Annotated in this window: 23 protein-coding genes and 1 tRNA gene; 13 read left to right on the forward strand and 11 right to left on the reverse strand. The window is 69.4% G+C overall.

All coding sequences use genetic code 11. The annotated features are described in order from the left end of the window. The first annotated feature begins 178 nt into the window (after nt 1–178). From DJ021_RS11525 to DJ021_RS18925, 9 genes are all read left to right on the forward strand, one after another. Nucleotides 179–847, forward strand: a complete 669-nt coding sequence (locus DJ021_RS11525; protein WP_165837196.1) for a GntR family transcriptional regulator — start codon at nt 179–181, stop codon at nt 845–847. 424 nt (nt 848–1,271) lie between these two features. Continuing rightward, entirely contained in the window at nt 1,272–2,204 is a 933-nt protein-coding gene (locus tag DJ021_RS11530) for an RraA family protein (RefSeq protein ID WP_111457684.1), read from the forward strand. A gap of 119 nt (nt 2,205–2,323) precedes the next feature. Then, nucleotides 2,324–3,430: a hypothetical protein gene (locus DJ021_RS11535; protein WP_111457685.1), complete on the forward strand. Its 1,107-nt coding sequence runs from the start codon at nt 2,324–2,326 to the stop codon at nt 3,428–3,430. A gap of 426 nt (nt 3,431–3,856) precedes the next feature. After that, nucleotides 3,857–5,191: an MFS transporter gene (locus tag DJ021_RS11540; protein ID WP_111457686.1), complete on the forward strand. Its 1,335-nt coding sequence runs from the start codon at nt 3,857–3,859 to the stop codon at nt 5,189–5,191. A gap of 46 nt (nt 5,192–5,237) precedes the next feature. Continuing rightward, on the forward strand, nt 5,238–6,227 hold the full coding sequence (locus DJ021_RS11545) for an aldolase/citrate lyase family protein (protein ID WP_111457687.1): 990 nt from the start codon (nt 5,238–5,240) through the stop codon (nt 6,225–6,227). A 330-nt stretch (nt 6,228–6,557) separates the two neighbouring features. Continuing rightward, nucleotides 6,558–9,491 carry a TonB-dependent receptor plug domain-containing protein gene (locus tag DJ021_RS11550; protein WP_165837197.1) on the forward strand — a complete coding sequence of 978 codons (2,934 nt, stop codon included), beginning with the start codon at nt 6,558–6,560 and terminating at the stop codon, nt 9,489–9,491. 120 nt (nt 9,492–9,611) lie between these two features. Then, entirely contained in the window at nt 9,612–10,787 is a 1,176-nt protein-coding gene (locus tag DJ021_RS11555) for a YncE family protein (protein ID WP_111457689.1), read from the forward strand. Nucleotides 10,788–10,835: 48 nt separating this feature from the next. Next, on the forward strand, nt 10,836–11,687 hold the full coding sequence (locus tag DJ021_RS18920; RefSeq protein ID WP_165837198.1) for an NHL repeat-containing protein: 852 nt from the start codon (nt 10,836–10,838) through the stop codon (nt 11,685–11,687). Nucleotides 11,688–11,821: 134 nt separating this feature from the next. Then, nucleotides 11,822–12,268, forward strand: a complete 447-nt coding sequence (locus DJ021_RS18925) for a GtrA family protein (RefSeq protein ID WP_165837199.1) — start codon at nt 11,822–11,824, stop codon at nt 12,266–12,268. Nucleotides 12,269–12,272: 4 nt separating this feature from the next. Here the strand turns inward: DJ021_RS18925 and DJ021_RS11565 are convergent, their stop codons facing one another. Further along, nucleotides 12,273–13,505, reverse strand: a complete 1,233-nt coding sequence (locus tag DJ021_RS11565) for a hypothetical protein (RefSeq protein WP_133254993.1) — start codon at nt 13,503–13,505, stop codon at nt 12,273–12,275. Nucleotides 13,506–13,722: 217 nt separating this feature from the next. On the opposite strand from DJ021_RS11565, the gene DJ021_RS11570 reads away from it, so the two are divergent. Further along, nucleotides 13,723–14,058, forward strand: coding sequence for a hypothetical protein (locus tag DJ021_RS11570; protein WP_133254994.1), 336 nt, complete (start codon nt 13,723–13,725; stop codon nt 14,056–14,058). A gap of 116 nt (nt 14,059–14,174) precedes the next feature. Then, nucleotides 14,175–14,408 (forward strand): hypothetical protein, encoded by a 234-nt coding sequence (locus tag DJ021_RS18710; protein ID WP_133254995.1) that lies wholly within the window; start codon nt 14,175–14,177, stop codon nt 14,406–14,408. A gap of 189 nt (nt 14,409–14,597) precedes the next feature. On the opposite strand, the gene DJ021_RS11575 is transcribed toward DJ021_RS18710, so the two are convergent. Further along, nucleotides 14,598–14,674: transfer RNA gene (locus DJ021_RS11575), tRNA-Arg, on the reverse strand. A gap of 78 nt (nt 14,675–14,752) precedes the next feature. Here DJ021_RS11575 and DJ021_RS11580 point away from each other — a divergent pair. Then, complete coding sequence (locus DJ021_RS11580; protein ID WP_111457693.1) at nt 14,753–16,063, forward strand: dicarboxylate/amino acid:cation symporter; 1,311 nt, start codon at nt 14,753–14,755, stop codon at nt 16,061–16,063. A gap of 68 nt (nt 16,064–16,131) precedes the next feature. Here DJ021_RS11580 and DJ021_RS11585 read toward each other — a convergent pair whose 3' ends face one another. The 9 genes from DJ021_RS11585 to DJ021_RS11625 form a co-directional block, all read right to left on the reverse strand. Continuing rightward, nucleotides 16,132–16,641, reverse strand: coding sequence for a CarD family transcriptional regulator (locus tag DJ021_RS11585; RefSeq protein ID WP_111457694.1), 510 nt, complete (start codon nt 16,639–16,641; stop codon nt 16,132–16,134). Nucleotides 16,642–16,945: 304 nt separating this feature from the next. Beyond that, complete coding sequence (gene fdxA / locus DJ021_RS11590; protein ID WP_111457695.1) at nt 16,946–17,287, reverse strand: ferredoxin FdxA; 342 nt, start codon at nt 17,285–17,287, stop codon at nt 16,946–16,948. A gap of 138 nt (nt 17,288–17,425) precedes the next feature. Next, nucleotides 17,426–17,842, reverse strand: a complete 417-nt coding sequence (locus DJ021_RS11595; RefSeq protein WP_111457696.1) for a DUF805 domain-containing protein — start codon at nt 17,840–17,842, stop codon at nt 17,426–17,428. Between the two features lie 46 nt (nt 17,843–17,888). Next, a complete protein-coding gene (locus tag DJ021_RS11600; protein WP_111457697.1) occupies nt 17,889–18,170 on the reverse strand; it encodes an RNA-binding S4 domain-containing protein in 282 nt (93 codons plus the stop codon). Beyond that, nucleotides 18,167–20,719 carry a helicase-related protein gene (locus DJ021_RS11605; RefSeq protein WP_111457698.1) on the reverse strand — a complete coding sequence of 851 codons (2,553 nt, stop codon included), beginning with the start codon at nt 20,717–20,719 and terminating at the stop codon, nt 18,167–18,169. Before DJ021_RS11605 ends, DJ021_RS11600 begins: the two co-directional genes overlap by 4 nt. Before the next feature lie 194 nt (nt 20,720–20,913). Beyond that, nucleotides 20,914–22,047 (reverse strand): ABC transporter permease, encoded by a 1,134-nt coding sequence (locus DJ021_RS11610; protein WP_111457699.1) that lies wholly within the window; start codon nt 22,045–22,047, stop codon nt 20,914–20,916. After that, nucleotides 22,044–22,961, reverse strand: coding sequence for an ABC transporter ATP-binding protein (locus DJ021_RS11615; protein ID WP_111457700.1), 918 nt, complete (start codon nt 22,959–22,961; stop codon nt 22,044–22,046). Before DJ021_RS11615 ends, DJ021_RS11610 begins: the two co-directional genes overlap by 4 nt. Beyond that, nucleotides 22,958–23,932 carry an HlyD family secretion protein gene (locus DJ021_RS11620; RefSeq protein WP_111457701.1) on the reverse strand — a complete coding sequence of 325 codons (975 nt, stop codon included), beginning with the start codon at nt 23,930–23,932 and terminating at the stop codon, nt 22,958–22,960. Before DJ021_RS11620 ends, DJ021_RS11615 begins: the two co-directional genes overlap by 4 nt. Beyond that, on the reverse strand, nt 23,929–24,570 hold the full coding sequence (locus DJ021_RS11625) for a TetR/AcrR family transcriptional regulator (protein ID WP_111457702.1): 642 nt from the start codon (nt 24,568–24,570) through the stop codon (nt 23,929–23,931). Before DJ021_RS11625 ends, DJ021_RS11620 begins: the two co-directional genes overlap by 4 nt. 246 nt (nt 24,571–24,816) lie before the next feature. Between DJ021_RS11625 and DJ021_RS11630 the strand changes: the two genes are divergently transcribed. Then, nucleotides 24,817–25,509 carry a peptidoglycan DD-metalloendopeptidase family protein gene (locus tag DJ021_RS11630; protein ID WP_111457703.1) on the forward strand — a complete coding sequence of 231 codons (693 nt, stop codon included), beginning with the start codon at nt 24,817–24,819 and terminating at the stop codon, nt 25,507–25,509. The last annotated feature ends 246 nt before the right edge of the window (nt 25,510–25,755 follow it).

Consider the following 25,755-nt stretch of genomic DNA (forward strand, 5'->3'; position numbering starts at 1 on the left):
GCAGCGCCTTTTTAGGGGCGCCAAGGCTGCTTATCTTGCATATGACGCCTCCCTCAACGTGGTGCGCCTCCTCGCCAATGGTCCAATCCTGATGCCGACAGGTCGAACTGCCCTTCGCGGGCCGAAGCCGAAGACCCCGCCGGCCGGCGAGTCGAAGGCCAAGCCGCAAAAGGGTTGGATGCACAAGGACGCGGTGACCGCGCTGCGGGAGATGATCCTCTCGGGAGAGCTGGAGCCCGGCGAGCAGCTGCGGGAAGTGACGCTCGCCCAGCGTCTCGGAATGTCGAGGACGCCGGTGCGCGAGGCGTTCCGCACCCTGGCCGCCGAGGGCCTGGTCCTGCGCCTGCCGCACCGCAGCGTGGTGGTGGCCGAGCTCGACGAAAGCGAATCGATCGACGTGTTCGCCGTGCTCGGCACGCTGGAGGCGCTGGCCGGGCAGCTGGCCTGCGAGCGGATGACCGCCGAGCAGATGGAGCTGCTGGGGAAGCTCCAGGCCGACCTCGAGCGCCACTTCGAAGCCATGGATCGCACCAGCTACACCCAGACGAATCGGGCGATCCACGAGCTGATGGTCGAAGCGTCGCAGAATTCGTCGCTGATCCTGGTGTGGCGGCTGACGGTGCCGCGCGCCGAGCGGGCGCGGACGATCAACACCCTCGATCGCGAACGCTGGGGCGCGGCGCTCGAGCAGCACCGGGGCATCTTCGCGGCGCTGACCAACCGTGACGCGCCGCTGCTCAGCCGGTTGATGCAGGACCACTTCGCCCAGGGCGTGATCGAGCGAATCTCGCAAAGCCAGAACCGCCCGCGGGTCCGGGTGCGGGCGCGTTCGGCCGGCGCCGCCTAGGCCGACTTCCCGACTCAGGAGCGATCGAGCGCCGGCTTGCGCCGGGGCGAGGCCGCTTGCCCGGCGCAAACTGCATACACAATGCTATTGCATGCAAAATTGTCCTGAAATACGCTCGCGCTTATAAAGCCCCCTAAGAGGGCGCGCATCGCAGACGGGAGGCTGCGGATATGTCGGCGACCAGGCCGAACGGCCCGCTGCAAGGTCATGACCGGCGCAGCGCCACGAGGGCGCGACGGTCGACCGGCAGGCGCGGCGCGCGCTGCAAGCTTCTTTCGACAACACGCCGCCGCGGATTCGTCGTCCGGACGGCGACGGCGACGGATCCACCGCCCCCGGAGGGCGTCGTCATCGGCCCGAGCAGGGTCGCGGCGGCGGCGCCGGGCGCCTTTTGAACAACGCACATGAAAAGTTGGAGGGTTAAATGAGAGGGAAATTCCTCGCGCCTATCGCGGCCGCCTGCGCCGTCCTCGTCGCCTCGTCGGCGACCGCCCAGATCCAGGCGAGCAAGGACCAGATCCTTTACTTCACCTCGGACTACAAGGGCGAGCGCTACCCCGACGGCCGGCCCAAGCTCTCGGACGACCTGGTCCGGCGCGCGCTGAACATCTCGATCGAAGACGCCTGGGGCGCGATGCGCCAGGCCGGCTTCAACAACCAGTTCGAAGGCAACTGGCAGATGCTTCACGTCGACAAGCCATTCGCCGGCCGGGCGCTCACCGCCCAGTACATGCCGACCCGGCCCGACCTCAGCAAGCCGCTGATCGACACCGCCAAGAAGGAGGGCCGTGTCGGCCAGCCGAACATCTGGCCGATCAACATGCTGCAGACCGGCGACGTCTACGTCGCGGACGGCTACGGCAAGATGGCCGACGGCACCCTCATCGGCGACAACCTCGGCAACTCGATCTACGCCAAGTCGAAGAATGGCGTGGTGTTCGACGGCAGCGTCCGCGACCCCGAGGGCCTGTCGGAGATCAACGGCTTCAACGCTTTCACCCGCGGCTACGACCCCTCGGCCATCCGCGAGATGCAGATGACCCAGATCAACGGCCCGATCCGCATCGGCCGCGCCACCGTGCTGCCGGGCGATCTGGTGCTGGCCAAGAACGAAGGGGTGATCTTCATCCCGGCCTTCATGGCGAAGGACGTGATCGAGCAGTCCGAATTCACCACCATGCGCGACGCCTTCGGTCACCAGATGCTGCGCGAAGGCAAGTTCGATCCGGGCGAGATCGACGCCCGCTGGTCGCCGAAGGTCAAGGCGGCCTTCGAACAGTGGATCAAGCAGCACCCCGACAAGGTCCCGATGTCGCGCGCCGAGCTCGACGACGTGATGAAGCGCAGCAACTGGTAGCGGAAAGGCCGGCCGACGCAGGTGTCGGCCGGCCGCCTCCAAGCCTCAGGCGGAGGGTCGATCCGTCACCCCGGCGACAACCCGTCGCCTCAACGCAACAAATCAATAGGGAGATGACGATGGACTCTGGGAAGCGGCAATTTCTTGCGGCCAGCGCCGGCCTGAGCGTCGGGCTGGCGGCGACGGGCGCGATGGCGCAGGGCGCGGCTGCGGGCGCGACCCGACGGCCCAACGCCCCCCGGCCTTCGCGGGAGCCGTCGGTCAATTCCGGCGTCCAGCCTTCGACGGTGGACTGGAACTACAAGCCCCGCCGCATCAACAAGGTGATCGAGCTCTGGGAAGACAACCAGCCGATCTACTACACCGGCGCGGGCGTGGTTCCCGGCGTCGATCCCTACGAGCAGGGGGTGAAGATGTCCCGCACCTATGCGGACGCCCTCTGCTACGAAACCGAGCACGGCGCGCTCGACTTCACCGCCATCCGCGAGTTCATGCGCGGCGTCCGCGACGGCGGCCCGACCCGCAGCGGCCACCGCTTCCCGGCGGTCTTCGTCTCGACGCCGATCATCGGCCTGGACGAGGCCTACATGCGCGCCAACAGCTGGGTGCTCAGCCAGCTGCTCGACTGCGGCATCATGGGCATCCACATCTGTCACGCGCGGGATCCGAAGGCGATCCAGGTCGCGGCCCAGATGGCGGTGCGCTATCCGTTCGACTATCCGAACACGCCCAAGCTGCCGATGCGCGGCCTCCGCGGCTCGAGCGCCGGCTGGGCGGCGGAGGTGTGGGGCATCACCACCAACAAGTACGTCCACATCGCCGACACCTGGCCGCTCAACCCGCGCGGCGAACTGTTCTTCGGCGTGAAGATCGAGGACACCTTCGCCGACCCGAACACCGCCAAGACGCTGGCCGTGCCGGGCATCTCGATGGCCGAGTGGGGCCCGGGCGACCACAACTACTGGCTGGGCGACCTCGCCAGCATTCCGGAAGACGGGCCGATGGCGGAGAACTACGAGGCCCGCGCCGACATGGCCGGGGTGCGCCAGAACGTCCTCGACCTGTGCAAGAAGAACAGCCTGCGCTTCCTGAACGCCGGCAGCACGGACCCCAACCGGGCGGACTACATCATCAAGCAGATCCAGGACGGGGCGATGGTGATCGAGTCCCGGGAGGACAGCGCAATCATGGGCCGCGAGTTCACCAAGCGTCGAATGCCCGTCTAGCCCAGCGCAGGGGCGCGGCGACCGGCGCGCCGCGGACGGTCGGAGATCGGCAGGGCGTCGCCTCACGGCGGCGCCTTTCCCTTTGCGGCTCAGCCGGGCCGGCTCCTTGTGTGCACGGCCGCCAAAACGTCGCGACGTTTCGGAGGCGCTACAAAATGATACAAAAGGCCGTTGCTCTCCCCGTAGATTGCATGCAACGCTGACATCAAGAGAAGCGGCCTTCAGCGCCGCGACCTTCCCGGCCGCAGCGCCTGCAGGCGGGTGGGCAACACAGGGGGGAGGCGTGGCGGATCGACGGCTCGCGTTCGACCAGACACCCGGCCCTGCGCCGGGCGCCGGGATCCCGGCGGTATCCGGCCACCTTCGTCCGGGGCCCCGGCCGCACACCTTCACCCGCTTCGCAACGTCCGCCAGGGGAGTAGTCCAATGAACGGGTCGGCGCCCGCCGCTGTCGCACGCGTCGGCAAGGTGCGATGGCTGATGGTCTTCCTGGTGTTCGCCGTCGCCGCGGTGTCCTACCTCGACCGCGCCAACATCTCGATCGCCGCGCCGCACATCAAGACGGACCTGGGCCTGTCGGATCGACAGCTGGGCATGGTCTTCAGCGCCTTCGTCTTCGGCTACGCCTTCACCCAGCCGTTCGCCGGCCGCCTGGCGGACCGGTTCGGTCCCTACAAGGTGATCGCGGTCGGGATCCTGTGGTGGAGCGTGCTGACCTCGGCGACCGCGCTGATCCCCGCCGGCTACGCCAATGCGCTGGGACTGATGCTGGCCGTGCGCTTCATCCTCGGCGTCGGGGAGGCGGTCATCTTCCCGGCGGGCAACCGGCTGGTGGCCTCCTGGATCCCGTCTCAAGAGCGCGGGCTGGCCAACGGGCTGATCTTCGCCGGCGTCGGCATCGGCGCGGGGATCGCTCCGCCGTTGATCACCCGCGTCATGCTGGCCCACGACTGGCGCACGGCCTTCCAGATCACGGCGGTCATCGGCCTGGTGGCGCTGGTCGCCTGGATGCTGATGGCCCGCGAAAAGCCGACCGGCCACCCGTGGGTGAAGCCCGCGGAGCTCGCCTACATCGCCTCCGACGAGGTCACCCAGGCCGCCGTGGACTCGCCCAGGCTGGCGAGCTGGGGTTCGATCATCCTCAACAAGCAGGTGGCGCTGCTGACCCTCAGCTACTTCTGCTTCGGCTATGTGGCGTGGATCTTCTTCACCTGGTTCTTCACCTACCTGTCGCAGGTCCGCGGCCTCGATCTGAAGTCCAGCGGCATCTACGGAATGCTGCCGTTCATCGCCATGGCCCTGGCCTCTCCGGCGGGCGGCTGGATCTCGGACCGCCTGTGCCCGCGCTTCGGCAAGCGTATCGGCCGATGCGCTCCGGCGGTGATCGGCATGGCCCTCACCGCGGTGTTCGTGACCATCGCCACCCAGGTCGCCGACGCGCGGCTGGCGGCCGTGGTGCTCGCCCTCGGATCGGGCTCGCTCTACCTGTCGCAAAGCGCCTTCTGGACGATCAGCGCCGACATCGGCCGCTCGTCCGCGGGCTCGGTGTCGGGCGTCATGAACATGGGCTCGCAACTCGGCGGCGCCACCGTGGCGGCCATCACCCCGATTCTGGCGGAGAGCCTCGGCTGGTCCGGGTCCTTCCTGGTCGCCGCCGCCGCCGCCGTGGTGGGGGCGATCGGCTGGATGTTCATCGACCCGACCGCTGCGCTCACAGACAGCCGGTCCAAGAAGACGGTCGTCGAGACCGCGACGGCCTGACGACGACAGCCGACGATACACCGGCGGGGAATAGGGGAGAGCGACCATGAAGAAGCATCTGGCCTATGTTGCGGCGCTCAGCGTCCTGGCCGCCGCTGCCGCCGCGGCGGCGCAGCCGGCCGCCGCGCAAGGGGCCGCCGCACCCCGCAGCGCCCCGGCGCCCAAGCGCATCAACCGCGCCATCGACATCCTGGAGTCGGGCCAGCCGGTCTACTACTCGCAGACCTCCGCTGGCGGCTACGAGGACGGCAAGCGGCTGGCCTCCACCAAGGCCGACTACATCCTCTACGACATGGAGCACGGCCTCTTCGACATCAAGGAACTGCGCGCCTTCATGCAGGGCCTGGCGGACGGCGGGCCGACGCGGACCGGCCACCGCACCCCCACCGTCATCGCCACCCTTCCGATGGCCGGCTCGGACGAAGCCAGCGCCAAGGCCAACGTCTGGATGATCCAACAGACGCTGGCCGCCGGGGTGCACGGCATCCTGCTGTGCCAGACCGAGTCGCCCGAGGCGGCGCGCGTGCTGGTCGAAGCCACCCGCTATCCGTTCGCGCCGCAGGTCCAGGGCCTGAACCACGGCATGCGCGGGGCCGGCAGCCAGGTGTTCGCGGCGAAGATCTGGGGCATCTCGGAAGACGAGTACCTGCGCCGCGCCGACGTCTGGCCGCTGAACCCGGACGGCGAGATCATGCTCGGCGTGAAACTCGAGAATCCGCGCTCGGTGGCGCGCGCCGAGGAGATCACCAAGGTGCCCGGCCTGGCCTTCGCCGAGTGGGGACCGGGCGACCAGGGCTTCTATCTGGTTGGGCGTCCGACGCCGGGGGCGCCGCCCTCGGTCCAGCATCCGGCCATGGTCGCGGCCCGCGCCCGCGTGCTGGCGGCCACCAAGATCGCGCACATCAAGTTCCTCAATTCCTGCTCTGAAAACACTGTGATCGACCAGATCAAGGACGGCACGATGATCTGCACGGGCGGCGATACGCCGGCGGCTGACAAGGGCCGGGCGTTCACCAAGCGCCAGCAGCCCTGGTAGGCCTTTCCGCCGCCGGTACCTGACGGGTCACGAGTCGGCGGGGGCGGTTATTGCCGCGCTTGGCAAAACGCCTCCGCCGAGACGCCGCCGGGCTCCTGTCGACTGATCGGGCGCCGCCCTGTGCGACTCAGCTGTCGACAGTCCTGCCCACGCCATCGCTGGTTGCATACAAAAGCCTTGGCTGTGGCTTGTGAATCCAAAAGCTGTATGCAACATTGGGTTTCTGGTCCCACCGGACGTCGCTCGCGCGGCGCCCGACGGAGACCGGGTCGGGCTTTCGACGGCCCGCTCAGAAAAAGCAAATCCATATCCCGGGAGGGGGCACACATCATGTCGCGTAACCTGAAGGTGGGCGGGTCGCTGATCGCCCTCATCGTAGCCACCTCGTCCTTCGCCACGACGGCCGACGCACAGGGCAGCGCCGCCGCGGCGGCCGCCGCGCCCGCGCAGCTGGAAGAAGTGGTTGTCACCGGGTCGAGCATCCGCGGCGTCGCGCCGGTCGGCTCCAACCTGGTGTCGGTCGGTCAGGAAGCGATCACCAAGACCGCGGCGACCAGCGTGACGGAACTCGTCAACACCGTGCCCGCGATCACCACTGCGGGCTCCACGCCCCAGGGCCAGAGCGCCTATTCCTATTATGCGCCGCAGATCCACAGCCTGGCCGGCAGCGGCAGCAACACCACCCTGGCGCTGGTCGACGGCCTGCGGATGCCGGGCGGCGGCCTGCAGTACGCCCAGACCGACCCGAACATCGTCCCGACCTCGGCGCTGCAACGGGTCGAGGTGCTCGCCGACGGCGCCTCCTCGATCTACGGCTCCGACGCGGTCGCCGGCGTGGTGAACTTCATCACCCGCAAGACCTTCAACGGGCTGCAGGTCAACGGCCGGGCCGGCTCGGCCGACCACTACAAGAGTTACGACCTCAACGCGATCTGGGGGAAGACCTGGGACACCGGCGGCTTCTACATCGCCGGTCAGTACCTGAGCCAGGACCAGCTCGCCAACAAGTTGCGCCCGTTCCTGAGCCAAGGCGACTACCGCAGCGTGGGCGGCAGCAACACCAACCAGTTCACCTGCTCCCCCGCGACCATCCGCACGCCGGCGTCGGGCTCGAACGTCTATCTGTCGCCGTCGGCCACCACGACCATCCCGGGCACGGCGGCCAACGGCCCCTGCAACACCTCGATCTACGGGACCGCGATCCCGGGGGTGGAGCGCGAAGGCGTGATGGCCGTCTTCACCAATGATTTCAGCGACAAGCTCTCGGTCACCGGCAAGTTCATCTACAACCGCCTGCAGACCTTCGCCTCGGGCTTGCCCGGCGCGCTGAACAACATCACCGTCTATGGCCCGGGCTCGGGCAAGGGCGGCCAGATCAATCCGTTCTTCATGGCGCCGGCCGGGGAGCCGGGCGCGACCCAGGAGACGGTCAGCTACCTCGCGCTCAACAGCGCCAACGACTACGGCACGGACAACTACGAGAACAACACCGTCTACCTCACCGGCGTCGCCGACTATAAGCTGACCAACGACTGGTCGATGACGTTCAGCAACGCCATGGCCTGGAGCAACAGCGTCCAGCGCCAGCGCAACGTCTTCTGCTCCACCTGCGCCGTGCTGGACCTCAACGGGACGTCGCAGTCCAACGGCAGCACCACCACCAGCGCGGTCCCCGGCCAGAACATCGTCGCGCTGAACCTGCCGCTGACCACCGCGAACGCCCTGGACGTGTGGGGCAATCGCACCTCAGACGCCGTGCTGAAGCAGCTCTACGTCAACAACACCCAGACCCAGCACCTCAACATCTTCTACCAGACCAAGTTCGAGGTTCAGGGCAAGCTCTTCGACCTTCCGGCCGGCGCCGTGCGGATGGCCGCCGGGGCGGAATACATGTGGGTGAAGCAGAACGTCGACGCGGTCAGCCCGAACAACACCAGCAACACCAGCCTGGGCGCGCGCTACTTCGTGTCCAACCTGGGCCCGCGGAAGGTGAAGTCCGGCTACGTCGAGTTCCTGTTCCCGTTGATCTCCGAGGGCATGGGAGTGCCGTTCGTCCAGGCCCTCGATGTCAACATCTCGGGCCGGATCGACAATTACAGCGACTTCGGGTCCACGAAGAACCCGAAGATTGCCGCCAACTGGCAGGTCAACGACTGGATCAAGCTGCGCGGCAACTACGCCAAGTCGTTCGTGGCGCCGCCGCTGAACCAGGTCGGCGACCCGAGCCAGGGCTATCTCCGGGGCGCCACCGGCACCAACGCCAGCACCCAGATCGCGGTGCCCTTCGCCCTCTATCCCGAAGTGCGCAACGTGCCGGGCTGCCAGACGGTGACCGGCCCGACCTGCACCGTCGGCGGCACGCTCAACCCGGGCCTGGACCGTTCCCTCGGGGCCGGGTTCGCGGGCGTCGTGCCGCAGACCGGCGACAGCTGGTCGGTCGGCGTCGACTTCAGCCCGCCCTTCATCCCGGGGCTGGTCGCCAACGTCACCTACTGGGCCAACACCTTCACCGGCGGCGTCGCCTCGCCGGCCCAGCCGCTGATCATCAACTCCGCGGCGCTGCACAACCGCCTGACCATCTGCCCCTCCGGCTGCACCCCCGAGCAGGTGCGGGTGTTCACCAACGTCGACAACGGCGCGACGGTCGGGGCTACCTTGCCGCCCACCGTATACTTCATGATCAACCGCGACGTCGGCAACGTCCTGAACCTGGACGTGCAGGGCATCGACGCAATGTTCAGCTACCGCATCCCGACCGATGCGCTAGGGACCTTCACGCTCGGCGGTTCGCTCACCTACTTCACCAAGTTCGACCAGGACTTCGGGGACGCGCCGTTCAGCGTGCTGAACACCTCCGGCTACAACTCGCAGTTCCCGTCGATCCAGACGAAGGCCCGCGGGCAGGTCGGCTGGCAGAAGGGTCCGGTGGCGGTGGACGTGTTCGCCAACTACACCGGCAAGTACCACAACTGGATCAACACCTCGATCCTGCCGGTGCTCAGCGACGCCTCGGGCAATCCGATCGGCGGCGGCGACCCGGTCAAGGCCGACCTGACCTTCGACGTGCACGCCTCCTACGAGTTCGAAGGCGATCTGCTGAACGGCAGCCAGGTCTACATCGACGTCAAGAACCTCTTCGACAAGGACCCGCCGTTCTACAACGGCAACACCACCGGGGTCGGCGTCGGCGCCTGGGGCTTCAACGGCTTCACGTCCAACGCGCTGGGCCGCCTGATGTCGGTCGGCTTCCGGGCCGCGTTCTAAGGCGCCGGAGAGCCGGGCAGGCCATTGCCGGCGGTGGGAGGTTCTTTCCCGCCGCCGGCGACCGCCGCCAGGCCGGCCAGCGTTCCAAAATCAACAGCGTGCCGTCGGGGAGACCGCCAGATGAAGATCGCCGCCCACCTACTCGCCGCCGCCGTCCTGATGGGGGCGTCCACGGTCGCCCACGCCCAGCTCGCGGTCTCCGCCAACGACGGAAAGCAGCTGCGTCCGGGGGATCCGCCGAGCGCGCGCACCGCGGACAGCATCTCCGTCATCGACCTGCGCCGTTACCCGCCCAAGGTGCTCGGCTCCGTGGCTGCGCCGGCCAGCATGATCGGCGCGCCCTCGGCCGTGGCGGTCGCCCGCAACGCCAGCTTCGCCATCGTCACTGCGGGCCAACGGCTCAATGCGGCGGGCTCGCTCGAGCTGGCGGGCGTGGTCTCGGTGGTCGATCTCGCCCAGCCGAGCGCGCCGAAGATCCTGCAGACGCTGGAGGTCAGCCCCGGCGCGGCCGGCGTCACGATCAATCGCGCCGGAACCCTGGCGCTGGTCGCCAGCAACAGCAACGACACGATCTCCGTCTTCACTGTGGCCGGCAAGAAGCTGACGCCGGCGGGCAAGGTCCAATTGCCGGCGGGATACCACCCCACCGACGTGGTCTTCGCCCCCGACGCCAAGTCCGCCATGGTGGTCGGCCAGGGCGTGGGCAAGCTGGTCCGCCTCGACGTCAAGGGCTCCCAGGTGACGGTGAGCGATACGGCGGTCACCACCGGCGTGCAGCCCTACGGCGCCGTCTACAGCCCCGACGGCCGCGTCGCCTACAACACCAACCTCGGCGGCCGGCCGCGGCCCGAAGGCGCGCCGAAGCCTGCGCCCGGCGGTCCGCCCGTGGTCGGCACCATCACCGCCGTCGACCTGGCGACCAAGGCCGTGAACAGCATCGACGTCGGCGTGACGCCGGAGCACGTCGCCCGCTCGAACGACGGCAAATACCTGGCCGTGGTGGTGGCCAACGGCTCGGCCGCGGCCCCGACCGCTCCGGGCTACCACCCCTACGGCCTGCTGCAGGTCTATCGCGTGCGCGGAACCCAGGTCACGCGGGTGGCGGAGGCCCATTCGGGGGGCTGGTGCCAGGGCGCGATCTTCAGCGACGACGGCCGAACGGTGCTGCTGCAGTGCGCGCTCGGCAAGGACATCGAAGTCTACCGCTTCGACGGCAAGGCGCTGACCCGCGACGACGCCGCGACGCTGAAGTTCGACGCCCGGCCGGGCTCGATCGCGACGGCAGGCAGCCGGTAGGACGTCGCCCTGCGCGAGGTTCGGCCGGCGGTCTCAGGGGAGGCAGCCATGAATAAACGCGAGTTCCTCAGCGCCGGCATGGGCGTGGGCGTCGGCCTGGGTCTGGCGGCGGCGCGCGCCGCCTCCGCCCAGCCCCTGACGGCCGACCAGCTGCGCATCCAGCGTGAGACCCGGCGTGCGGCCGAGGTCCCTCACCGCAAGGTGAAATCGACGCTGATGTTCAAGAGTCCCGAGGGCTATCCCAACGGCATGGATGTCGCGCCGGAGGGCTTCTGGGTCGCCGAGCAACTCACCGTCGAAGGCATCGGCTCGTCGTCGAACGTCAACCTCCTGGACATGAACGGCAAGCTCCTGAAGACCGTTCGCACGGAATCCAAGAACACCAGCGGCCTGGCCTACGGCGGCGGCTATCTCTGGGTCGGCGGCAACGCCGAGCCGAACGGCATCTACCAGACCGACCTGAACTCCCGGCTGGTGGCGCGTCGGGACATCCCGCTGGGCGGCGGCGGCGACCACGGCGCGGCCTACCATGCCGGCAAGCTCTACCTCACCGCCAACCGCCTGCGCGGCATCCTGCGGGTCGACGCCAAGACCTGGGCGCCGGAATACCTCATCCCCTGGACCTTCCCGCGCACCCACGACCTCGCCTACGACAACGGCGCCCTGTGGATCGTCACCGGCACAGGCGTCGGAGCCGGGGAGATCGCCGGCCTCGCCAAATACGATGCGGCCACCGGCGTGCTGCTGGAGACCGCCGAGTTCGTCCCGGGCAGCGCCGACCCGCATGGCCTCGCCTGCCGCGACGGCGTCCTCTACAGCTGCGACGCTGGCGTGCACCCGGGCTGGGAGCTGCATCGCAGCCCAGGCAGCGGCTACATCTTCCGCATCGACTTCGTCTGAGGATCGGGCGACGGCGTACGCCTCGATGCGCCAATCTGTTGCGGCAGGGCGCCCTGGCCTATCCGCCCATTGCTGATGTAGTGGATCGGCGTTCGCACCGACGCCGCTGCGATCACGGGATCGCAGGAGGCGAGGTGACACTGGCCCGCAAGATCGTCTCGGCCATTCCGCCGCGCCTGCTCCGGCAATTCCTGAGCTTCGCCTCGGTCGGGGTGGCGGCCGTGGCGGTCCATTACACGGTGCTGGCGATCCTCGTGGAGGTCCTTGGGCGGGGGAAGGTCCTGTCCACCACCATCGGCTTCTTCACCGGCGGGGCGGTCAGCTACAGCCTCAACCGCTGGCTGACCTTCGACGCCCGGCCGGCGCTCGCCGCCAGCTTCCTCAAGTTCCTGGCCCTGATCGCCATCGGCGGGGCGATCAATGCGGCGATCGTCGCGGCGCTCATTCGCGTCGGCCTGCATTACCTCGCAGCCCAGGTCGTCGCGACCGGCGTGGTGCTGTTCTGGAATTTCGGCTCGGCGCGCCTGTTGGTTTTCGGCGGCGCCCGCCCCGGCGACGATGCGGACGAGCCCGTCGGCTGAGCCGTCAGGGCGTCCGCAGGATGCCGGGCGGCAGGGGCGGGATGCTGCGCGGCGCCGGCTGGACGAGACCGTAGCTCGCCAGCGGCAGGGTCCTGGGCGCGTCGGTGGCGAGCGTCTGGCGGTAGGCTTCGAAATTCGCCGCGCCGAGCCCGAGCGTCGCTGCGAGGAGCGCCGCCGGCGCGGCGCGCGGGGCGATCGCACACAGCGTCAGGGCCAGCGACGCGGCCACGGCCGGCCCGTATTCGGGGGCGAACAGGAAGGCCAGCGGGCGCTGGTAGGCGCAGTGCAGCAGGAAGCCGAACAGTCCGAACAGCGGGATGAAGATCGGCCCGCGCCGCAGCCGCCAGACACCGACCGCCAGCCCCGCCACCGCCAGCAGGTTGACCAGCCAGGCCAGCGGCAGCTCAGGACTGACCAGGCCCACTGCGTGCAGGCCGCCGTAGAAGGCCGAGGTGTCGGCGGTGACGTACTTGCCCTCCCGGAAGATATCCAGCAGGCGGCCCATCAGCCGGTTGTAGAGGCCGTACCAGGTGATCGCCATGCCGATGGCGATGATCCCCAGGCCCGCCAGCACCGCCAGGACATGCTCCGGAATCCGCCGGATGTTCTCGGCGAGGAAGGCCCGGATCCGCCGCCGCAGCAGGCTGTCGTAGCGCACCTGGGCGAACAGCCAGGCCATGGCGTTGGTCACCGTCAGCGAATAGGCGAGCGCGAACATCGCGGCCGAGTGGAGGCCGCGGCGGGCGGGGTCGGCGGGGACCCGCCGCGCCATGATGAACACGCCCAGCACGGTCAGCCCGCCGAGGAAGTGCTCCTCCGGCATCCCCGCCCAGTAGATGAAGCTGCCGAACGCGGCGCCGAACAGCACCGCCGCCGCCGCCGCCAGCCGCCGGCAGTCCCAGGTGCGCAGGCAGGCATAGAGCGTCAGGGCGAAGGCTGCGCCGTTGAACGCCGACAGCAGTTGGAACGGCCGGCGCATATCCGTCGCGCCGGCGAACAGGTGCTGGAAGGCGATGCAGACCAGGCCGAACAGCGGATGCACGTTCAGCCGGTGGAAGCTGGACAGCGGATCGAGGTAGTTGCGGGTGATCCGGTCGAAGTCGGCGTTGAAATAGTCGGGATCCTGCGGGATCCGCGCCCCGGTGAGCGACCACAGGTAGGCGGCGAAACCCCCGACCAGCACCGCCAGCGCGCAGCCGACCACGAGGTCCGCCAGCATGGATCGATTGGGCCTCAAGCGGCTCTCCCAACGTGGCTCCCGCACCCCGGCAGGAGAGCAAATTCCTCGGCGGCGAAGCTAGGCGGCGGCGCAGGCCGATTCAAGCCGCAACCGCCACCGCGGGAAGGGGGCTGGCGATCGCAGTCCAGTCACTGCAATCGGCGAAAATAACGCTGTTCGCCCAGCGTCGCGCATGCCAAGCTTCCCTTACGGCAACTTCGGGGAGGAATTGTCGATGCACCACGTTTACGTCTTGCCGGTGCAAGCCGGTTGGCTCGTGACGACGAGCGTCCTGAAGGCCACGCTCGCGTTCCGGTCGGGCGCTCAGGCCGAGGCCCAGGGACGCAGGCTCGCCACCTGCCTGGCTTCCGGAGGCGCCACGGCCTGGCTCGTCATCCACGACCGGTCGGGCACGGTGATCGAGCGGAGCGTCTACCGGCCAGTCGCATATTCCGCAGCCACCGCTCACCGCGAGACGGAGTTGCGCCCAGCTTCTGCACCCAGAGAAACCATTGCGCCGCGATCCGGACCTGCGGTCGAGACGGTCTCTGCGGACACGGCTTTCGCCTAGCCTTGGCCGGCGATAGCTCCTGGGAACCGGCGTCAGCCCTACGAAGTTGAGCAAGCGCAGGGGCGCTACGGGCGCCTACGCAGCGTGCTCTGCGGATCGAGCTTGAGGAGGTCACGTTGAGAGCTCCCAACCTGCATGCGCCGCACTTCCACCTCCCCCGATTTCGCCGCCACGCCAGGGCCGATGTCGCCCCGGCGCATCGTCATCCGCTGTTCCTGCGGTTGGAAGGCTTCGAGAACGTCATCGATGTTGCAGTGATCGCGCTCATCGTCCTGCTGGCCGCAGCGATGGTCTACGGTCTGCTGACCGCGACGGATCACCCTGCCTACTTCGATCGGCTCACAGGCTGACAGATCGCCGGCCCGGTCAGCAGTCCGGGGCGGAGGCAGGGGTGTTGGAGTTGGCAAGCAGCTCGCGGCGCGTTGGCTGCTGCTTTCAAGGTGAAGACAGGCGCTAAAATCTGGCGCGAAATTGCCCGCCCTTGATGAAAAAAGGCGCTTACGGCGAATCTCCCGAGAGACCCGCGCGAGGCGTTGCGGTGGCGGCCCGGGAGGGACTCGAACCCCCGACCTTGGCTTTAGGAAAGCCCTGCTCTATCCGGCTGAGCTACCGGGCCACGCGGAGGGCGTGATAGCCTAACGGGGCGGGCCTGCAAACGGCGGCGGCCGAATTGGATTCCGGGGGGAGGTCTGCCATGGCGGTCACGCGTCATTTCCGTGTGCTCTACGTACAGGTGCTGATCGGCGTGGCGCTGGGGGTGCTGGTCGGCGCGCTCTGGCCGCACGTCGGCGCCTCGCTGAAGCCGCTGGGCGACGCCTTCGTCTCGCTGATCAAGATGGCCGTGGCGCCGGTGATCTTCTGCACCGTGGCCGGCGGCATCGCGCGGATGGGCGACCTGAAGGCGTTCGGACGGTTGGGCGCGCGGACGCTGTTCTATTTCGAGGTGGTCTCGACGGTGGCCCTGGTGCTCGGCCTGGTCGTCGGCCACCTGGCGCATCCGGGCCAGGGCTTCAATGTCGATCCCGCCACGCTCGACCCGAAGATCGGCGCCGAATACGCCGCCAAGGCGGCGCACAGCACCGGCGTGGTCGACTACCTGCTGAAGCTGATCCCCGACACCTTCGTGGGCGCCTTCACCGGCGGCCAGCTGCTGCAGGTGCTGGTGATCGCCGTCCTCACCGGCTTCGCCTGCACGCGGATGGGCGAGTTCGGCGAGCGGGTCTCCGACGTGCTCGACGGCATCGCCAAGCTGTTCTTCGGGATCATCGCGGTGATCGTGAAGCTGGCGCCGATCGGGGCCTTCGGGGCCATGGCCTTCACCATCGGCAAGTACGGCCTGGGCGCGCTGGTCAACCTGGGCGCGCTGATCGGGACCTTCTACCTGACCTCGATCCTGTTCGTGCTGGTGGTGCTGGGCGCCATCGCCGCGCTGTCGGGCTTCTCGATCCTGAAGTTCGTGGCCTACATCCGCGAGGAGCTGCTGATCGTCCTCGGCACCTCGTCGTCGGAGTCGGTGCTGCCGCAGATCATGCTGAAGCTGCAGCGCCTGGGGGCGGGCAAGACCACCACCGGCCTGGTGATCCCGACCGGCTACAGCTTCAACCTCGACGGCACCAACATCTACATGACGCTGGCGACCCTGTTCCTGGCGCAGGCGACCAACACGCCGCTCAGCTGGGGGCAGGAGCTGAGCCTGCTGGGCATCGCCATGCTGACGTCCAAGGGCGCCAGCGGGGTGACCGGCGCGGGCTTCATCACGCTCGCGGCGACGCTGGCGGTGATCCCCGACCTGCCGATCGCCGCCCTGGCCCTGCTGGTCGGCGTCGACCGCTTCATGAGCGAGTGCCGGGCCCTGACCAACCTGGTCGGCAACGGCGTGGCCACCCTGGTCCTCGCCGGCTGGGAAGGAGACCTCGACCGCGAAAAGCTGAAGGCCGAACTCGACCGCGGCCCAGACGCGAGGCTGGAGCCGGAGCCTGTGCTGGCCGCCGCCGAGGCGGATTAGGCCGCATACGAAAACGCCCGGCGGTGAGGCCGGGCGTCTCGAACGCAGGTGGGTGGGTCGGGCCGGCCTTAGGCGGCGACCGCCTTCACCAGCGACTTGTTGAGGATGCCGATGGCGGCGTCGCGGTCGATCCGCTCGATGGCGGCGACTTCGCGAGCCATGCGGTCCAGCGCCGATTCATAGAGCTGGCGCTCGGAATAGGACTGTTCCGGCTGGTTCTCGGCGCGGTGCAGGTCGCGCACCACCTCGGCGATGGAGATCAGGTCGCCGGAGTTGATCTTGGCTTCGTATTCCTGGGCCCGGCGCGACCACATGGTGCGCTTCACGCGCGCGCGGCCCTTCAGGGTGGTCAGCGCCTGGGAGACCACGTTGGTCTCGGCCAGCGGGCGCAGGCCGGCGGTCTTGGCCTTCGCGGTCGGCACGCGCAGCGTCATCTTTTCGTGGTCGAAGGTGATGACATAAACCTCAAGCTTCAGACCGGCGACTTCCTGGGTTTCGATCCCCTGCACCTGACCCACGCCATGCGCGGGGTAGACGACGTGATCGCCAACCGAGAAATCGTGACCGTTCTTGCTCATCGAGAAACCCTCTCAAATCCTTTGTCCGTAATCATCTCGGACCGCTGACGCGAGCTCCCGCCAAGCGACAAAGCCTCGTCTTCCGCGGAAGATCGCGGTGGCGTTATCGTTGGATGCGGAAGTAGACCTCTTAAGACACCCTTGGCCTTTTCCGGGGGTAACCGGCCCGGACGGCTGATCTTCAGGAAGACGCGCAAGGCACAGCCTCATCGTCACGTCCCAAGAGGGCATAGCATAAAATTAAGCCGAATGAAAGGCTTGCCCCGGCGGGCGGACCGCCATCCCGGGCCGGGTGGCGAGGCCTCTAGGAGCCTCGGCCGGGCTTCTCGGAGAAGTATTTCTCAAGCTTGCCGGTTTCCCGCTCGAACGTTTCGGCGTCCGCCGGCGGCTCGCCCTTCACCGTGATGTTCGGCCAGACGCGCGAATATTCGGAATTGATTCGCAGCCACTTGCCGTCGGGATCGTCCTCGGTGTCGGGCTTGATGGCGTCCACCGGGCACTCCGGCTCGCAGACGCCGCAGTCGATGCATTCGTCCGGATTGATCGCCAGGAAGTTCTCGCCCTCATAGAAGCAGTCGACCGGGCACACCTCCACGCAGTCCATGAACTTACATTTGATGCAGGGATCCATCACGATGTAGGTCATGGCGGACTGAAAGCTCCGGCGACGTTCCCTCTCGAAAGGGGCGCGGGTTTTTCACGGCGTGGCCGCCGCTTGTCAATGCCGCGGTCAGCTTGGCGTCACCAAGAAATCTGCAAGCGCGGATAGAGGCTTGCGTCGCGATCAGCGGCCGACGAGGGCCCGCTTCCAGGCGAAGGCGACCGAAGGGCCGAACCGGTTCTCGCCGGTGTCGCCGGGAACGGCGCCGATCCAGACGATCAGCGCCAGCTCGAGCAGCAGTCCGACGCCCAGGGCGGCCTCCATCGAGATGACCATCATCAGCGGCAGGCAGGCGGCCGGCGCCACAGCGGCGAGGAGCGCCCACCAGCCGGTCCGGCCGAAGTCATGGATCCGGCGCGCCTGCACCAGCGCCAGGACGACGGTCAATGCGGAGTTCGCCGATCTCAGTCCGGGAATGAAGCTCAGGGCGAAGCCGAGAGCGAAGATCATCGCCACCAGGAGCCAGTACTCGCGGCGGCCCGACCGGCCGGCCAGCCATGGGCGCCGCCGTGACGGCGCATCTGCAGTCGGATCGGTCATTCGCTGGTCCCCCCAGACTTAGCTTGGCTGGAACGTAGGGGGAACGTCAGGCCGCGTCCAGGGAAGAATAGAGCGCCCGCGCCTCCGCCGGCGGTCCGCGGCGCTCGCCCGTCGCTTCCACCGCCACCGCGATCAGCTTGCCGCCGACCGCGAACACCAGGATGTCGCCGACCTTCACCGGGCGCGCGGACTTGTCGAGCCGGGTCTCCTGGCCGTGGCGGGTCAGCCGCACGCGGCCTTCCTCGACGAACTTGGCCGCCAGCGAGCGGGTCTTGAAGAAGCGCGCGCGCCACAGCCAGACGTCCGCGCGGCAGGCGTCGTCGCTCATGCGCGCACCGCCTTGGGCCTCCGCCGGCGGCGGGGGCGACGGGCGGAAGCCGGGGCCGCCTGAGGCTGCAGGGCCGCGAGCGCCGCGAACGGCGAGTTCGGCCGGGCGCCCGGCGCCGGGGCAGGCCGGTGCTCGCCGCGGCGACGCCAGGCGATCGGCTCGCCGGCTTTGGCCCGGTTGGCAGGCGCGAAGCCCAGGCCGCGGAGGATGTCCTGGGCCTCGGTCTCGCTCCAGCCGAGCGCCTCGCGGGCCTGGTCGGACAGCAGGACGCCGGGCCCGCGCTTCTCACCGGCCCGCAGCAGTTCGTCCAGCCGCTCCAGTTGCTCCACCGGCACGGCATGGTCCCGCACGGCGCGCAGGCCGTAGGCGGACAACACCCGCGGGCCGGGGGCCGGCTGCGGCAGCCGGCTCAGGCGGTCGGCGGCCGGCCGCCAGTGGGGCGCCTCGCGCGCCGCCAGCGCCTGGGTGAGCGCGCGGGCCTGGGGCTTCAGCAGGCCGGGCATGTAGAGCGAGAAGGCGCCGATGCGGACCCCCAGGCTGCGCAGGGCGCGGCGTTCCACCTGGCTCAGCGCGCGGGTCTCGGTCCGCACCTCCGCCCGGTCCAGCACGCCGCCGGATTCGATCAGCCGATAGGCGAGGCCGCGGGCGAGCCCGTTGACCTTGCCGTCGGCCACCGCGGCCTCGAGCTTGCGCAGGGGCGCGAGGCGGCGCGCGGCCTCGCTGGCCACGAAGGCTTCCAGCCGGCGCGCCGCGCGCTGGCGGGCCGGCTCGGGACCGAGCTCGCCGAGCAGGCGCACGCGCGGCGCGAACGGCTGGCCGCCGGACAGCACGCCCGCCGCGTCGCCGCGCCAGACCACCACCGCGTCGGGCGTCAGCAGGAAGGCCTCGTCCGGCTCGCCCGCCAGCCGGCCCAGGCGCCGGGCGATCTCGGGTCCCACCGCATGGGTGGCGGCCGCCCGCAGCGCCTTCTCCTCGAGCACCGAGGCGCCGTGCGCAGCCTCGAACTGCACGCCGGTCAGCTTGCCGACGTAGTGGCCCTCGACGGTGACGGCGCCGTCGGCGGCGACGCCGGCCAGCATCTCCTCGCGCACCCGCAAGCCGCGCATGAGGGCGCTGGTCCGCCGGTCGACGAAGCGGGCCATCAGCTTCTCGTGCAGGGTGTCGGAGAGCCGGTCTTCCAGTCCCCGCGTCTTGCCCTGCCAGCCGGCGGCGTCGGCCAGCCAGTCCGGCCGGTTGGCGACGTAGGCCAGCGTGCGGACGTTGGAGAGCCGCGTCGCCAGGGCGTCGATGTCGCCGTCGGTGCGGTTCACGTAGGCGTACTGGTGCGCGATCCAGTCCTCCGGGATCCGCTGCCGGCCGGTGGTCAGGTGGAAGAAGAAGTCCTTCACCAGCCGCACGTGCTCCTCGGCCGCCACCTTGCGGAAGTCCGGCGTCTGGCAGACGTCCCACAGGCGGAACAGCGCCGAGCGGTCGCGGGCGCGGTCGGTCACGGCCGGGTCGGAGGCCAGTTGGCGCAGGGTGGTCTCGTCCAGCGCCTCGGCCGACAGCTGCAGGCCCTCGCGGTCCGGCGTCTGGGCCAGCGAGCGCATCAGGTTGGCGAGCGACGAGAAGTCGAGCCTGGGATTGCGCCATTCGGCGCCCAGCACCGGCTGGAAGTGATGCTCCTCCACCGCCTGCACGAGGTCGGGGTCCATGTCCTCGGCCTCGCCGGTGACGCCGAAGGTCCCGTCGCGCTGGTAGCGGCCGGCGCGGCCGGCGATCTGGCCGACTTCCTGCGGATGCAGGAAGCGAGTGCGCTTGCCGTCGAACTTGCGCAGGCCGGCGAAGGCCACGTGGTCGACGTCCATGTTCAGGCCCATGCCGATGGCGTCGGTGGCCACCAGGAAGTCGACCTCGCCGGACTGGTAGAGGGCGACCTGGGCGTTGCGGGTGCGGGGCGAGAGCGAGCCCATCACCACCGCCGCGCCGCCGCGCTGCCGACGGATCAGTTCGGCGATGGCGTAGACCTGGTCGGCCCCGAAGGCGACGATGGCCGAGCGCCGGGGCAGGCGGGTCAGCTTCTTCGGGCCGGAATAGGTGAGGTGGGAGAACCGCTCGCGCGAGGTGATCTCGGCGTGCGGCAGCAGGCGGCGGACCAGCGGCGCCATGGTGGCGGCCCCCAGCAGCATGGTCTCCGCCGTGCCGCGGGCATGCAGCAGGCGGTGGGTGAAGACGTGGCCGCGCTCGGGGTCGGCGCAGAGCTGGATCTCGTCGATGGCCAGGAACTCGACCTCGCGGGAGAGCGGCATCGCCTCCACGGTGCAGACGAAGTACTGCGGCCGCGGCGGGACGATCTTCTCCTCGCCGGTGATCAGGGCCACGCAGCGGGCGCCGCGCGCCTTGACGATGCGGTCGTAGATCTCGCGCGCCAGCAGCCTGAGCGGCAGGCCGATCATGCCGGAGGCGTGGCCCAGCATCCGCTCCACCGCCAGGTGGGTCTTGCCGGTGTTGGTTGGCCCAAGCACCGCCACCAGCCGGGGCGGAGCCGCGCCAGTCGGGCGATGGCTCATGGGAAGAAAATGGGGTTGGCGCGAGAGTCGGACAAGCGAAGCCTTGAGGGCGACGACGAGGGGGCAGGGAACGCCTCGTGACCGGGCAACGCTTCCAACTCCTACGCAAAAACCTGCACTGTGGAGAATGACTCCCAAACGCCACGATCCGTTCCGTGCGCCGCCATCTGAAGCCCGGCGTGCGTCGGCGCCGCCTAGTCCAGCGTGCGCCGGTAGCGGGCCATGGCGAGCGCCGTGACCACGCAGACGAAGGCCAGCAGCGCCAGCAGCTCGCGCCACTGATCGCCCAGGCCCTGGCCCTTCAGCAGCGAGCCGCGGACCACCCGCAGGAAGTGGGTCACCGGGATCAGCTGGCCGATCGCCTGGGCCCACGCCGGCATGCCGCGGAACGGGAACATGAAGCCGGACAAGAGGATCGAGGGCAGGATGTAGAAGACGCTCATCTGCATGGCCTGCAGCTGCGAGCGGGCGAGGGTGGAGATCAGGAATCCCAAGGCCAGCGAGCCGATGATGAACAGGCTGATGGCCAGCGTCAGGCCGATCCAGCCGCCGGCCATCGGCACGCCGAACAGGAAGCGGGCCAGCAGCAGGATGATGGTGGTCTGCACCAGCCCGACCATGACGTAGGGCGTCAGCTTGCCGACCATCACCTCGATCGGCTCCAAGGGCGTGGCCAGCAGGCTCTCCATCGTGCCGCGCTCGGTCTCGCGGGTGACGCTCAGCGCGGTCATCATCACCAGCGTCATCGACAGGATCACCCCCAGCAGGCCGGGGACGATGTTGAAGGCGGTGACGGCCTCGGGATTGTAGCGGGCGTGCACCACCACATCGAACGGCGGCTGGCCCTGGCCCAACGGGCTGAGCGCGCCCTTCAGGTCGTGGGCCAGCGCCTGGGCGGGCAGGGCGGCCAGCGCCGCCACCGCGCCGCCGGTGGCCGCCGGGTCGGTGGCGTCGGCCTCGACCAGGATCTGGGCCTTGTCGCCGCGCGCCACGCGGCGGGTGAAGTCGCCGGGAATGGTGACCGCGAACTGCACCTCGCCGCGGCGGATCATGGCGTCCAGCTCGGCCGGGCTGCGCGCCTGGGCCACCACGTCGAAGAAGGCGGAGTTCTTCAGCGCCGCGCCCACCGAGCGGGCGAAGCGGCTGTCCTCCTGCACCAGCACCGCGGTCGCCAGGTGGCGAGGCTCGGTGTTGATCGCATAGCCGAACAGCATCAGCTGCACGACCGGCAGCACCAGCACCATGGCGTAGGTCAGGCGGTCGCGGGTGAGCTGCTTGAACTCCTTGACGAGGATCGCCAGCACCCGGCTGGCGGAAAAGCCGTTCATGCGAAGTTGTCCTCCGCCTGGCCCATCAGCTGGATGAAGACGTCCTCCAGCGTCGGCTCGACCTCGGTCCAGCGGTACGGAGCCCGGCGCCAGGGCGCGACAGCCGCCTCCAGGGCGGCGCGGTCGGTGCCGCTGACGTGCAGGGCGGCGCCGAACGGAGCGACGGTCTCGACCCCCGGCTTGCCGGCCATCTCGTGCGCCAGCCGGCCGATGTCCGGTCCCTCGCCGTGGAAGGTGATCAGGCCGGCGCGCTGCACCACCTCCTGCGCCGTGCCGCGGGCGATCAGCTTGCCGTAGCTGATGTAGGCGATCTCGTGGCAGCGCTCGGCCTCGTCCATGTAGTGGGTGGAGACCAGCACGGTCAGGCCCTGCTCGGCCAGGACGTGGATCTCGTCCCAGAAGTCGCGCCGCGCCTTGGGATCGACGCCGGCGGTGGGCTCGTCCAGCAGCAGCAGGCGCGGCTCGTGCAGGGTGGCCGACGCCAACGCCAGGCGCTGCTTCCAGCCGCCGGAAAGCGTGCCGGCCAGCTGGTCGCGGCGGGCGGCGAGGCCCAGGCGCTCCAGCGCCTGGTCGACCCGCTCACGACGGCGGTCGAGGCCATAGACCCGGGCGGTGAACTGCAGGTTCTCGGCGATGGTCAGGTCCTCGTAGAGCGAGAACCGCTGGGTCATGTAGCCGGTGCGCCGCTTGATCTGGTCGGCTTCGCGGATGATGTCGAAGCCCAGGCAGGTCCCGCGCCCGCTGTCGGGGGTGAGCAGGCCGCAGAGCATGCGCAGGGTGGTGGTCTTGCCCGAGCCGTTCGGCCCCAGGAAGCCGCAGATCCGGCCCTCCGCCACCTGGATGGTGACGTCGTTGACGACGTGCTTGTCCCCGAAGCTCTTGTTCAGGCCGGCGACGTCGATGGCCAGTGTCACGGCCCGGCCCTCAAGGCGATCACGTCCACCGGCTGGCCGGGATTGAGCCGGACGCTGGGCTGGGCCTCCACCAGATAGACCAGGCGGTCGCGGGTCTCGCGGCTGTAGATGACCGGCGGGGTGAACTCGGGGCGCGGACTGATGTAGGCGATCTTCGCCGTCATCCCCCTGGCGCAGCCGTCGCAGGAGAAGCGGACCACGCCGCCGGGACGGTAGGCGGCCAGCTGCCGCTCGGGCACGAAGAACCGCACCTTGATCCGGGCGTCCGGGAGCAGGGAGAGGATCGGCTGGTTGGCGTTGGCCCATTCGCCCTGCTGGTAGAAGACGTCCTCCACGCGGGCGGCCTCCGGCGCGATCGGCGCCACGTCGGCCAGCCGGGCCGCGGCGCCGGTGAGGCTGGCCTGCGCCTGGCTGACCCGGGCGTCGGCGGCGCGGATCTGGTCCTCCCGGGCGCCAAGCGTGGCGGCGTCGCGCTGGCGCCGGGCGGCGGCGACCTGGGCCGCGGCGGTCTGGGCGGCGGCGCGGGCGTCGTCCAGCGCGGCGCGAGACTCGTAGCCCTTACCGGCCAGGATCGAGACCCGCCGCAACGCCGCCTGGGCGTCGCGGGCGCGGGCCTCGGCGGCGGCGATATTGGCCTCAAGCACCGCGAGCTCCACCGGCCGCTGGCCCTTGCGGGCGTCGATGGCCTGGGCCTGTGCGGCGGCGAGGTCGGCGGCGGCCTGGTCGCGCAGGGACCTGGGTTGCTGGGGGTCCACCACGAACAGCGCGTCGCCCGCTTTCACCTCCTGGCCGCGGACCACGTGCATGGCCCTGACCGTGCCCGCCACCGGCGCGGCCAGGTAGAGCGGCTCGCCCTCCACATAGCCGGACAGGGTCGCGGTGCGGCCCAGGCGCGGGATCAGCACCAGGGCGGTGACGATGGCGACCGCCGCCAGGATCAGGGCTGCGACCAGCAGGCGTTGGCGGCTCACGCGTGCGCCTCCTCGGTCAGCAGTCCGGTGAGCAGGGTCTCGATGTGTTGGCGCATCAGCGCCGGCAGGTCGAAAGGCCGCGCGCCCACGGGCACGAAGGTCTCGCGCCAGATCACGCCCACCAGCATGGGCGCGACGAACTGGACGGCGTAGGCGCGGGGGTCGCCGGGGCGGACCTCGCCGCGCGCCTGGGCGGCCCGGATCGCGTCGGTCATCGCGTCAAGCGCCTGGGCCACCAGCTCGTCGTGCCAGACGCGGGCCAGCTCGGGGAAGTTCCGGGCCTCGCCGATCACCATCTTCACCACCCCGCCGACGGGCAGGCGCTCGACCACCTCGGCCAGCCGCCCGGCGATCAGTCGCAGCAGGTCGGAGATCGGGCCCGGGTGGGCGGCGATGGCGGTGCGGATCAGATGCAGGTTGGGGGCGATGGCCTGCTCCACCACCGCCCGGAACAGGTCCTGCTTGGTGGCGAAGTAGAGGTAGAGGGCGCCCTTCGACACGCCGGCGCGGGCGGCGATCTCGTCGAGCTTGGCCGCCGCAAACCCCTTCTCCGCGAACACCGCCAGCGCCGCGTCGATGATCTCGCTGGGGCGCTCGGCCTTGCGGCGGCGGAACTTGGGCTGGCCGGACGGAAGCATGATATCCACTGATAACTGACCGGTCAGTCAGTACGCCTCGAGGGCTTTTCAGGCAAGTCCGCGTCCGCATGTCGCATAACAACGGCGTCCCGAAGGCCCACATCCGTCTCTCGGCCGGAGCGGCGCCACGGCAGCGCTCAGCCACAAATCAGCCGCGTGTTCCGGGTCTAGAGCCGGGCGCGCATGCCGAAGCCGGCCTCAAGTCCGGTGCGGCGGCGATCATCATCGAGGACAGCTGGGGTATCCATGCACGACGAACACGGTCGCGTTTCCGCCCGGGTCAGGGATCGGCTGCTGCAGGCCGTCGCGTTCGGCGCGGCGCTGGCGGGCACGGCGACGCTGGCCGCCCCGGTGATCCATCACGGCGCGATCGGCCGTCCCGCCGCCGTGTTCGGTCCAGCCCAGCACGCGGCGTTCACCGCCTACCGGCCCGCGCCGGAACAACTGGTCTGGGAAGGCGCCGACATCGACGGCGACGGTCAGCCCGACTTCGCCAATCCCACCGGCAAGGACACCCGCAAGACCGACGCCTATGGCTGCGGCGAGTTCGGCGCCCGGCGCGACGCCGGCGAGCGCAAGCACGAGGGCGTCGACTTCATGGCCGACGCCGGTCAGCCGCTGGTGGCGCCGATCTCCGGCTATGTCAGCAAGATCGGCTACGCCTACGCCGGCGACGAAAACCTGAAGTTCGTCGAGATCACCAATCCGGCCCTGCGCTACGAGGCGCGGGTCTTCTACATCGACCCCAGCGTCGCGGTCGGCCAGACCGTCGCCGTCGGGCGGCCGATCGGCACCCACCACAGCCTGGAGCAGAAGTATCCCGGCGGCATGACCGACCACGTCCACCTGGAACTGATCGACACCCACGGCCAGCGGATCGACGCCACGCACATGATCACCGCCCGCTATGAGCCGGCGGCGGGCGCGGGCCGCGGCTGAGCAAAACACCAGAATGGGGAATGGCGGAACATCGGCGAAACGAATCGGGACCGAATCGGCGACCCGCGCCAATTCAGCCTTTGTTCCCTACCAGCTATGGTATCTGAGTCGCCTCCGACCACAACGCGCCTGGCCGTTCCTGGTGAGACAAGAGCGACCGATGCTCGGCCTCGCCTTGACGCGCGAGGAGTCATTCCTCTATATCGCCCGCTCCCGCGCGGACCCCGCTTGGCCCGCCGATCCCTT

The sequence above is a fragment of the Phenylobacterium hankyongense genome, assembly GCF_003254505.1.
In the GTDB taxonomy this organism is placed as follows: Bacteria; Pseudomonadota; Alphaproteobacteria; order Caulobacterales; family Caulobacteraceae; genus Phenylobacterium; species Phenylobacterium hankyongense.

Coding starts and splice junctions, on each gene's coding strand:
- DJ021_RS11570 (WP_133254994.1), top strand. CDS start 13,723: ATGCACCACGTTTACGTCTTGCCGGTGCAAGCCGGTTGGCTCGTGACG.
- DJ021_RS11580 (WP_111457693.1), top strand. CDS start 14,753: ATGGCGGTCACGCGTCATTTCCGTGTGCTCTACGTACAGGTGCTGATC.
- DJ021_RS11600 (WP_111457697.1), bottom strand. CDS start 18,170: ATGAGCGACGACGCCTGCCGCGCGGACGTCTGGCTGTGGCGCGCGCGC.
- DJ021_RS11585 (WP_111457694.1), bottom strand. CDS start 16,641: ATGAGCAAGAACGGTCACGATTTCTCGGTTGGCGATCACGTCGTCTAC.
- DJ021_RS11540 (WP_111457686.1), top strand. CDS start 3,857: ATGAACGGGTCGGCGCCCGCCGCTGTCGCACGCGTCGGCAAGGTGCGA.
- DJ021_RS11545 (WP_111457687.1), top strand. CDS start 5,238: ATGAAGAAGCATCTGGCCTATGTTGCGGCGCTCAGCGTCCTGGCCGCC.
- DJ021_RS11530 (WP_111457684.1), top strand. CDS start 1,272: ATGAGAGGGAAATTCCTCGCGCCTATCGCGGCCGCCTGCGCCGTCCTC.
- DJ021_RS11595 (WP_111457696.1), bottom strand. CDS start 17,842: ATGACCGATCCGACTGCAGATGCGCCGTCACGGCGGCGCCCATGGCTG.
- DJ021_RS11630 (WP_111457703.1), top strand. CDS start 24,817: ATGCACGACGAACACGGTCGCGTTTCCGCCCGGGTCAGGGATCGGCTG.
- DJ021_RS11605 (WP_111457698.1), bottom strand. CDS start 20,719: ATGAGCCATCGCCCGACTGGCGCGGCTCCGCCCCGGCTGGTGGCGGTG.
- DJ021_RS18920 (WP_165837198.1), top strand. CDS start 10,836: ATGAATAAACGCGAGTTCCTCAGCGCCGGCATGGGCGTGGGCGTCGGC.
- fdxA (WP_111457695.1), bottom strand. CDS start 17,287: ATGACCTACATCGTGATGGATCCCTGCATCAAATGTAAGTTCATGGAC.
- DJ021_RS11625 (WP_111457702.1), bottom strand. CDS start 24,570: ATGCTTCCGTCCGGCCAGCCCAAGTTCCGCCGCCGCAAGGCCGAGCGC.
- DJ021_RS11525 (WP_165837196.1), top strand. CDS start 179: ATGCACAAGGACGCGGTGACCGCGCTGCGGGAGATGATCCTCTCGGGA.
- DJ021_RS11555 (WP_111457689.1), top strand. CDS start 9,612: ATGAAGATCGCCGCCCACCTACTCGCCGCCGCCGTCCTGATGGGGGCG.
- DJ021_RS11550 (WP_165837197.1), top strand. CDS start 6,558: ATGTCGCGTAACCTGAAGGTGGGCGGGTCGCTGATCGCCCTCATCGTA.
- DJ021_RS11610 (WP_111457699.1), bottom strand. CDS start 22,047: ATGAACGGCTTTTCCGCCAGCCGGGTGCTGGCGATCCTCGTCAAGGAG.
- DJ021_RS11535 (WP_111457685.1), top strand. CDS start 2,324: ATGGACTCTGGGAAGCGGCAATTTCTTGCGGCCAGCGCCGGCCTGAGC.